Annotated in this window: 3 protein-coding genes; all 3 read left to right on the top strand. The window is 45.2% G+C overall.

The features are described 5' to 3' along the window. Positions 1-782 (top strand): non-ribosomal peptide synthetase (locus BTA31_RS21275; protein ID WP_142243767.1); only part of this gene is annotated, 782 nt, incomplete at its 5' end. 117 nt (positions 783-899) lie between these two features. Beyond that, positions 900-8,717: a bacitracin non-ribosomal peptide synthetase BacB gene (bacB, locus tag BTA31_RS21280; RefSeq protein WP_076794095.1), complete on the top strand. Its 7,818-nt coding sequence runs from the start codon at positions 900-902 to the stop codon at positions 8,715-8,717. A 109-nt stretch (positions 8,718-8,826) separates the two neighbouring features. Further along, positions 8,827-11,185: non-ribosomal peptide synthetase (locus BTA31_RS21285; RefSeq protein ID WP_142243768.1), on the top strand; the 2,359-nt coding region annotated here is incomplete at its 3' end.

The following is an 11,185-nucleotide window of genomic DNA, read 5'->3' on the forward strand; positions in this document are numbered from 1 at the left end:
CGGTCGGTGTTCCCGGAGAACTGTGCATCGCAGGCGACGGCTTAAGCAAAGGATATTTAAACCGCGAGGAACTGACGGCGGAAAAATTCATCCCGCATCCGTTCATTCAAGGAGAAAGGCTGTACAAGACGGGCGATTTGGCGAAATGGCTGCCTGACGGCAACATCGAATTCATCGGCCGAATCGACCACCAGGTGAAAATCCGCGGCTTCAGGATCGAACTCGGCGAAATCGAAAGCCGGCTGGAGCTGCATGAAGACATCAACGAGACGATCGTCACCGTCAGGGAAGACGAAGAGAGCCGCCCGTACATTTGCGCCTATATCACGGCAAATCGCGAGATTTCTCTTGATGAGCTGAAAGGATTTTTAGGTGAAAAGCTTCCGGAATACATGATTCCCGCCTATTTCGTGAACATGGACAAGCTGCCGCTCACCAAAAACGGGAAAGTCGACAGAAAAGCCCTGCCTGAGCCGGACAGAAGCGCAGGAACTGAAGCGGAGTACGAAGCGCCAAGAAACTATGTCGAACAGCGCATCATTTCCATCTTGGAGGACGTACTCGGAACAGAGCAGATGAGTATTTCCTGCCATTTCTTCGACAAGGGCGGGAATTCGCTGAAAGCGATGCAAGCTGTCCATTCCATTAACAAAACGTTTGGCATTGATATGAGGATCAGCACGTTCTTTAAACATCCGACTGCCAAATCATTAGCACGTTTTGTATTAACTGCCGAAGCCGAATCGGCCATTAGTGAGGAGTACGCGGAAGAGGAAGTGTGATGGAATTGCACTGTACAATCTATCATTTGAAATGATAGATTGTACAGCTGCCCTATTTTCCGCAAAAAAACCGATTCTGATATCGGCCGCAAGTCTGACGAATGGAGTGAGATGAGTATGAGCATAATGGACTTCATAAATGATTTGAAAAAGAAAAATATCACCTTATACCATAACAAGGGAAAAATCAAAATCATTGGTCCTCAAGAAGTATTGACGGCTGACTTAAAACAGCAAATCAAGCGGTATAAAGAAGATATCATCGCTGCGCTAGAAGCAGGTGAAACGGACATTGAGCGAAGCCTTCCGAAAGCGGCGCCGTCTAAAAGCGGAACTTATCCTTTGTCAAGGGAACAAAAAAGGATGTTCATTTTAAATCAGCTTGATGACGGCAAAACGGCCTATAACATGCCGCTGGCGGTAAAAATAAACGGTGAAGTTCAAATCAGCCGATTTGAACAGGCATGGAAAGAGCTCATCAAAAGGCATGAATCGTTAAGAACTTCTTTTGTCATGCTCGATGGCGAACCGGTGCAGAAAATCGAACAGGAAGCCAAGTTCCGACTTGAATACAGCGAGTTGGGGGATCAAAGCATTCAGGAGAAAATCAGCCGTTTCATCAAACCTTTTCAATTAGAAAAAGCCCCGCTTTTAAGAGCGGAAATCGTAAAAGTGGATGAAGCTGAGCATATGATGATGGTTGATATGCATCATATCATTTCAGACGGCGTCTCTATCGGAATATTAATGAAGGAATTCGCCGACTGCTGTGAAGGCAAAGAATTGTCTCCAGTGGCGGCTCAGTATAAAGATTATTCAGAGTGGCAGAGAGATATCGAGCAGCAGAGCCGGTTGAAGAAGCAGGAAGCTTATTGGCTCAATACCTTCTGGGGAGACATTCCGGTTTTGAATATGCCGCTTGATTTTCCAAGGCCGAAAATCCGAAGCTTTCAAGGAAACAGAACGGTTGTTGAATTGGATCAGGACACCACAAAAAAACTGAAGACGATCGCCGCAAAAAACGGCGTTACGATGTACATGCTTCTTTTGGCAGGCTACACCATTCTGCTGTCAAAATACACCGGACAAGAGGATATCATTGTCGGCTCGCCGATTGCCGGAAGACCGCATGCCGATTTAAGCGGGACAATCGGGATGTTTGTTGGCACCCTTGCGCTGAGAAACCGGCCAAAGGGGAACATGACATTTAGCGAATATGTCGAAACGGTCAAAAACAATACGTTGAACGCCTATGAAAATCAAGATTATCAATTTGATGCATTGATCGAAAGCCTGGGCTTGACACAGGACATGAGCAGAAATCCGCTGTTTGACACGATGTTTGATCTGCAGCATGCGGATGATTTCGTATCTGAAGCCGGTGGGGGGCATTTTGAAACGTATGATATTCCGTTTCATGTCGCGAAATTCGATGTAAGCCTGACGGCATTTTCGCATGGAGACAACCTGAAATTCGATTTCCAATATTGCACTGATCTGTATAAAAAAGAAACGATTGAAAGAATGTCCGGACATTATTCGAATGTTTTAAAAGACGCTGCTCATCACCCTGAACTGCCGTTAAGCGAGATCAGAATGATGTCGGAAGAGGAGAAAGACATCATCTTACATACATTCAATCATGAAAAGACAGATGGTCAGAAAAACAAGACAGTCAGCCGGCTGTTTGAAGAGCGGGCTGAAAAAACACCCGATCACCCAGCTGTTATATTCGAAGATCAGCAATTGACATATAGAGAGCTGAACGAAAAAGCCAACCAATTGGCCTGGCTTTTAAGAGAGAAGGGCGTAAAGCCGGATACAATCGTGGCAATCATGACAGACCGTTCACTCGAGATGATCATCGGGATTATCGGAATTTTAAAAGCCGGTGGAGCCTATTTGCCAATTGATCCGGATTATCCGGAGGACAGAGTCAAATATATGCTGGAAGACAGCGGAGCTGATATGGTCGTCATCCAGGAGCCCTTTAAATCGAAAATAGACGGGCGTCAACTGATAACCACCGAAGACACCCGATTTTTCAGCAAAGAAAACCTCCCAAATGTCAACAATGCTTCTGATTTGGCATATGTGATTTATACATCGGGCTCTACAGGCAGGCCGAAAGGTGTCATGACGACTCACCGCAATGTCGTCAACTATGTAGATGCTTTTACAAAAAGAATTCCTTTAAGCGAACATGATACAGTCCTGCAAGTCGTATCCTTTTCATTTGATGCATTTTCTGAAGAAGTCTACCCTATTTTAGCTTGCTCAGGGCGCTTGGTGATCAGCAGAAAAGTAAGCGATCTGAACATCGATGAACTGGTGAAAACGATCGGGAAGCATCGTGTCACACTTGTCAGCTGCTCCCCGCTCTTATTAAATGAAATTGATAAAAATCAGCACTTAACCTTTCATCCGCAGATGAAATTTATCAGTGGAGGGGACGTATTAAAATTTGAGTACATCGAAAATATCATCAAAGGCGCCGACGTTTACAATTCCTACGGGCCAACGGAAGCGACAGTTTGCGCTACCTATTATCAACTAAGCAGCGCAGACCGCAAAAAAACGAGCATTCCCATCGGTAAGCCTTTAAGCAATTATAAGGTATACATTGCAGATCAATACGGCCGGCCGCAGCCGGTTGGAGTACCGGGTGAACTGCTGATCGGCGGCGAAGGGGTCGCAAGGGGATACTTGAATCATGAAACATTGACAAAAACGGCATTTGTGCTGGATGAAGCAGGCGAGAGAGTATATCGTACAGGCGATTTAGCAAGATGGCTGTCTGACGGAAACATCGAGTTTTTAGGCAGAATCGACAACCAAGTCAAAATCCGCGGCTATCGGATCGAACTGGAAGAAATCGAACATCGGTTGTTGATGAACGACGATATCAATGAAGCCATCGTGGTGGCGAAGGAAGATCAGGAAAGCAGCAAATATCTATGCGCCTACATCGCATTCAATAACAAAAACGCAAACATTGAGCAGGTTCAAGAACGTTTGGCGAAGGACCTTCCGGAGTATATGATTCCGTCCTGCTTTATCAAGCTTGATCAAATTCCCCGCACGATCAATGGAAAGGCTGATCTTAAGGCATTGCCGGAGCCGGATCGAGGGGCATTTTCCCAAGCCCGCTACGAAGCCCCGCGCAATCAAACGGAAGCATTACTTTTATCGATCTGGCAGGATATATTAGCAACGGAAAAGATCGGGATTAACGACCATTTCTTTGACATCGGCGGACACTCGTTAAAAGCTTTTTCAATGGCCGCGAAAATTCAATCGGCATTAAAAGTCGAAGTGACGCTAAAGGAAATCTTCAGTCATCCGACGATTAAAGACATCGCAGCTTATATCGAACAAAAACAAAAACAAGTTCAATCCGACATTCAAAAAGCGGAAAAGAAAGAATACTACCCGCTTTCTTCCGCTCAAAAAAGGCTGTACATCCTCAATCAGATCGAAGAAGGCCAAACCGCCTACAACATGCCTTTTGCGATGAAAATAAGAGGTGAGCTCCAAACGGAAAAGGCCGAAAAGGCCTTCAGAACGCTAATCAAAAGACATGAGAGCTTAAGAACATCCTTTATGACCATCAATGGCGAACCCGTTCAGGACATAAACGAAGAGGTCACATTTGAAATGAAATACCGCGGGCTTGACAATTGCAGCCTGCGGGAACAGATGAATCAATTTATCCGACCGTTTGACCTGGAAAAAGCCCCCCTTTTGAGAGCGGAGCTGGTGAGGGTGAACGCTGCCGAACATATTCTGCTGCTTGATATGCACCATATCATTTCCGATGGCGTGTCAATCGGGATCTTGCTGAAAGAATGGGCGGCTTTATATGAAGAAAAGGAACTTGCACCGTTAAAGATCCAGTATAAAGATTATTCCGAGTGGCAAAGAGAGTCCTGTCAAAAAGCCCGGTTGAAAAAACAGGAAGAATACTGGCTATCCGTTTTTCAAGACGACATCCCTGTTCTGAACATGCCGACAGACTTTCCTAGGCCGCAAATGCAAAGCTATGAAGGAGATCGAATTGCATTTGCAATCGAAAGAGAGCTGACGGATAAGCTGAAAAGAACAGCGAAAGAAAACGGAGTCACGATGTATATGCTGCTGTTGGCCGGGTATACAATACTGCTTTCGAAATACACCGGACAGGAAGATATTATTGTCGGTTCGCCGATGGCCGGGCGAACCCGGGAGGAGTTGGAACGTACGGTCGGGATGTTCGTCAACACCCTTGCGATGAGAAACCTTCCAAAAGGCGGCAGGTCATTTATTGAGTATTTGCAAGATGTAAAAGAAAATACGTTTAATGCCTATGAAAATCAAGATTATCCTTTCGATGAACTCGTAGACAAATTAGATTTGGAACGGGACATCAGCAGAAATGCGTTGTTCGACACAATGTTTGATATGCAGGCGTTGGATGATGGAGAGCCTGCTATAGAGGGATTGCATATTGAACCCGTCGATTTGGAGTTTCAGATTTCAAAATTCGATTTGTCGCTGGCAGCAGCAGAGTCCGCAGGTGTCATTACGTTTCACTTGGAATTCTGCACAAGGCTGTTTAAAAAAGAAACCGCCGAAACGCTGGCGCAGCATTTCGTGAATATCCTAAGAGATATTTCCGATCACCCGCAGAAGACATTAAACGAAATTAGCATGCTTTCAGAAGAACAAAGCAACACAGTGCTGTATCAATTTAATGATACGAAGGCCGAACACCCGGCAGGGATTTTTTCTGAGCTGTTTGAACAACAGGCTGAGAAATCACCGAATCATCCGGCGGCGGTCTTCAAAGATCATATGTTGACATACCGCGAATTAAATGAAAAAGCGAATCAATTGGCCAGAACATTGCGGAAAAAAGGGGTTCAGCGGGAGTCAGTAGTCGGAATCATGGCGGAGCGTTCGTTGGAGATGGTGACAGGCATATTGGCGGTTCTAAAGGCCGGCGGAGCGTACATGCCGATCGATCCGGGGCTACCGAAAGAGCGCATCCAATATCTCATCATGGATAGCGGAGCTGATCTATTGCTGACCCAGCATCATCTTATTGGCAGCATCAGCTTTGCCGGCGAAATCATCCAAATCGATCAGGCCGATGCTTACGACATGGATGGAAGCAATCTGGAGCATCTTAATTCCCCCGGTGATTTGGCATACGTCATCTATACCTCGGGTACCACAGGAAACCCAAAAGGCGTGATGGTCGAGCACCGCAATATCATTCATGCCCACTATACTTGGAGAAAGCACTATGAATTGGCATCATTTTCAGTCAACCTGCTCCAGCTTGCCAGCATGTCATTTGATGTATTCGCAGGAGATTTGTGCCGCAGTCTTCTCAATGGCGGAACAATGTATATCGTCCCGGATGATATCAAACTGGAAATGAATCTACTGTATGACATGATCAACAAATATGGCATTCATATGTTGGAATCGACGCCAAGCCTGATTATTCCTTTGATGAAATATATCGATCATCACAAGCTTGATCTTTCAAGCATGAAGCTGTTGATCATAGGGTCTGACACTTGCACGATCAAAGATTACAAGTGGCTCGTTGAACGGTTCGGACAAAGGATGAGAATCATCAACAGCTATGGCGTCACAGAAGCTTCTGTCGATTCCGGCTATTATGAGGAAGCTTTGGATCAGATTCCAGAGATTGCGAATACGCCGATAGGAAAGCCGCTGGACAATACAGCATTTTATATATTGGATCCCTCATTAAATCCGCAGCCGGTCGGTGTTTATGGCGAGTTGTACATCGGCGGTGAAGGGATCGCGAGGGGATACTTAAACAAACCGGAACTCACGAAGGAAAGGTTTGTTCCAAATCGTTTTGCCGCCGGGGGGAACATGTATAAAACGGGAGACTTGGCAAGATGGCTGCCTGATGGAAATGTCGAATTCCTCGGGAGAATCGATCACCAAGTCAAGATTCGCGGTTTCAGAATCGAAACCGGCGAAATTGAAACGAAGCTTTTGGAAAATCAAAACATCAGCGAAGCTGTCGTTATAGACCGGGAAGACAAAAAAGGGCATAAGTACCTGTGCGCCTATATTGTCGCCGGAGCGAAAACAAACGCAAATGAACTGAGGGAATATTTGTCCGATCACTTACCGGACTATATGCTCCCTTCCTATTTTATTCAAATCAACAAGATGCCTCTCACACCAAACGGAAAGATCGATCGAAAAGCGCTTCCTGAACCTGCCGGAGACGTCATAGCGGCAAGCGGATATGAAGCGCCGCGTAATGAAACGGAAGAAAAGCTGGCCGCTGTTTGGCAGGAAGTACTGGACAGGGACAAAATCGGAATCAACGATAATTTTTTTGAAATCGGAGGAGATTCAATTAAGGCTCTGCAAATCGTTTCAAAATTATCAAGAGCCGATCTCAGGCTTCAGGTTAAAGATCTGTTTACCAATCCGTCCATCAGACACCTCAGTAAATATGTCAAAAAAGAAACGAAAGCACGTATTAGCGAAATCGTTCAAGGACACATGCCGCTGACTCCTGTCCAAAGATCGTTTTTTGCAGCCAACCAAAAGGAGCGAAACCATTATAATCAAGCGTTTATGCTGTACCGGAAAGACGGGTTTGCTGAAAAGATCGTCGAAAAGGTTTTCCGTAAACTCACAGAACACCATGATGCATTACGGATGGTCTATCGGGAGAAGAACGGTGACATCATTCAGCATAACCGCGGCTTGGAAGACGGCGTCTTCGATCTGTATGTCTATGATTTGAAAACGGAAAAAAATCTCGAGGAAACCGTTTATCAGTTAGCGACGAATATTCAAAAAGACATATCCATCAGCGAGGGCAAAATGATCAAGCTCTGCGTGTTCAAAACAACGGAGGGAGACCATCTGCTGATTGTGATCCATCACCTTTTGGTAGACGGCGTGTCCTGGAGAATATTGTTCGAGGATTTTGAAGCAGCATACGGTCAAGCCCTGCAAGGCAAACCGATAGAGCTCGGTTATAAAACGGATTCGTACAAGACGTTTTCCGAAAAACTGGCTGAGTACGCAAGCAGCAAAAAGCTGCTGAAAGAACAAGAATATTGGCGGGAGATATCCAAAGGAAAGATGGCATTCCTCCCTAAACATCGTCAAGCGGCACATGATAACTATGAAAATAGCAGAACACTCAGAATATCCCTCAGCCAAATGGAGACGGAACAGCTGCTGAAAGAGGCGCATAAAGCATACAATACGCAGATCAATGATCTCCTTTTAACGGCTTTGTTGATCGCCTCAAGGCAGCTGACGGGGGAAAACAGGCTGAAAATTCTTATGGAAGGCCATGGAAGAGATGATATTTTGCAAGAAGTGGATATCACGAGAACGGTCGGCTGGTTCACCGCAATGTATCCGGTATTCATCGACTTAGAAGATGAAACAGACTTGTCAATGATGATTAAGATCGTGAAAGAAACATTGCGGAAAATACCGAATAACGGAATCGGATACGGCATCCTTAAGTATTTGAGAAAAGACGAAGTGCTTTTAAAGGATGAAAAGCCTCCGATCTTATTCAATTATCTTGGTGAGCTCGATCATGATCTGACGGCTGAGCAATTTTCATCGTCAAAGCTTTCGGCAGGTCAAAGCATCGGAGAAAAAAGTGCAAGGGATGCCTCTGTTGAAATCGATTCAGTCGTTGCCGACCGGCAATTGATGATCAGTACGACATTTAACGAATACGAGTATTCTTCAGATACGATCAGCGAATTGAATCAAGCATTCAAAGAAAGTTTGCAAATGGTCATCAGCCATTGCACGGGCAAAAATGAGACCGAAAAAACGTCCTCTGACTACGGTTATGACAAACTCTCATTGGAAGATCTTGAAGAATTATTAAACGAATATGAATCTGTTGACAGCTAGACATCATGAAAAAAGCTAAAGAAGCCCCCCTTGAAATGGTTAACCTGCTGCTTAAAAATGGGCGGCCCATGTGGATCTGAAAACAAAAGGAATTCTAGGAGATGACGATATGAAAACAAAAGTTGAGAAAATATATCCGTTATCAAACATGCAAAAAGGAATGCTGTTTCATGCCATGAAAGACGAAGCGTCACACGCATATTTTGAGCAGTTCATCATTGAATTAAAAGGTGATGTGGATGAGCGGATGTTTGAAGAAAGCCTAAATGAAGTCATGAAAAGGCATGAGATCCTAAGAGCATCATTTCATCACAGATTGGATGAGCCGCTGCACGTCATTATCAAAGATCGGCACATGAAGTTTGACTATCTTGATATACGAGGCCGGCATGATCAAGACGGCGTTTTGGAGAGATATTTGGCAGAAGATAAACAAAAGGGTTTTGACTTAGCCAAAGATACGTTGATGAGAGCCTGTCTCATCAGAACGTCTGACGATTCGTATCAATTTGTCTGGACGTATCATCACATTTTGCTTGACGGATGGTGCCTTGGCATCATCCTGGATGAGCTGTTGACGATATATGACATGAAGCGGAAAGGCCAACATCATCAATTGGAAGATCCGAGGCCGTACAGCGATTACATCAAATGGCTGGAGGATCAGGATAAAGAAGAAGCTCAGAGCTATTGGGAGAGCTATTTGAGCGGCTATGATCAAAAAAATTCGCTTCCAAAGCTCCGCACACCTTCTGAGACGGGTTTTAAAAGAAGAGAGAAAACGATTGAATGTTCCAAAGAATTGACAAACCGCCTGATCAAATTGGCCAATCAGAATCATGTGACGATCAATACCGTGCTGCAAAGCATTTGGGGCGTGATTTTGGCGAAATACAACAACAGCGAGGATGTGGTGTTCGGAACCGTTGTTTCCGGTAGAGATGCCGAAGTGGAAGGGATCGAAAAAATGGTCGGCGTCTTCATCAACACCATCCCGACCAGAATCAGGCTGGACAAAGACAAGCGTTTTCAAGATGTTCTGCGGAAAACCCAAACTGACGCTTTGGAAAGCAGCCGCTACCATTATATGAATTTAGCGGAGGTTCAAGCGCTGAGCGAGTTGAAAAACGATTTGGTCGATCATGTCATGGTCTTTGAAAACTATGCTGTTGACCAAAAAGCGTTTGAAGAAAAAAATGATGTAGGTTTTGAAATGGTGAATGTCAGCGGAGAAGAACAGACCAATTATCATTTCAGCATTTCCGCGGCTCTTGACGATCAATTAAAGCTGCTCTTCATCTATGATGAAAATGTATATGACAACACCATCATCGAAACACTAGAAAAGCATATCATCACCGTCGCAGAACAAGTGGCGGAAGATGAAGCCATAACATTACGAGATATCAACCTTGTGTCAGAAGAAGAAAAACACAGGATTTTACACACATTCAACGATACAAAAACAAATTACCCGAAAGACAAGCCGCTTCATGAGCTTTTTGAGGAACAGGCCATGAAGAGGCCTGACCATACGGCGCTTGTGTTCGGTGCTCAGCGCATGACCTACAGAGAGCTGAATGAAAAAGCAAACCAAACCGCGAGACTTCTCAGGGAAAAAGGCATCGGCAGAGGCTCGGTTGCGGCGATCATCGCGGACCGCTCCTTCGAAATGATCATCGGCATCATCGGGATTTTAAAAGCGGGAGGTGCATATCTGCCAATTGACCCTGAAACGCCTAAAGACAGAATGGCCTTCATGCTCGAAGACACAAAAGCCGCGGTACTGCTTACACAAGGAAAAACGGCAGACGGAAACGATTGTGAGGCTGACATGATACATCTGGACAAAGGGGCATCAGACGGATTCAGTAAAGAACCGCTCGGTTCTGTCAATGATTCCGGCGATACCGCCTATATCATTTATACATCAGGTTCTACGGGAACGCCAAAAGGCGTCGTCACCCCGCATTACAGTGCGGTAAGGGTCGTCAGAAATACCAATTATATCAACATCACAGAAGATGACGCCATCCTTCAGCTGTCCAACTATTCGTTTGACGGATCGGTGTTCGACATCTTCGGAGCTCTCTTAAACGGAGCGTCACTCGTCCTGATCGAAAAAGAGACGGTCTTGAATACACATGAACTGGCCGATGTAATTGAAAAAGAACAAGTCAGCGTGATGTTCATTACAACGGCGCTGTTCAATACGCTCGCCGACATCAACATCGGCTGTCTTGCCAAGCTGCGGAAAATCCTTTTCGGCGGGGATAGAGCCTCGATTCCGCATGTGAGAAAAGTGCTGGATCATGTCGGCCGGGATAAATTGATTCATGTTTACGGTCCGACGGAAAGCACAGTGTATGCAACGTATTATTTCATCAATGAAATAGATGAAAAAGCCGATACGATCCCGATCGGCAGCCCGCTCGCGAATACGACGGCACTGATCATGGACGAAGCCG

The sequence above is a fragment of the Bacillus haynesii genome (assembly GCF_001969855.1).
GTDB classification, from domain to species: Bacteria; Bacillota; Bacilli; order Bacillales; family Bacillaceae; genus Bacillus; species Bacillus haynesii.

Excerpts from the sequence above, each read along its gene's own strand:
- bacB (WP_076794095.1), top strand. The coding sequence starts at position 900 with ATGAGCATAATGGACTTCATAAATGATTTGAAAAAGAAAAATATCACC.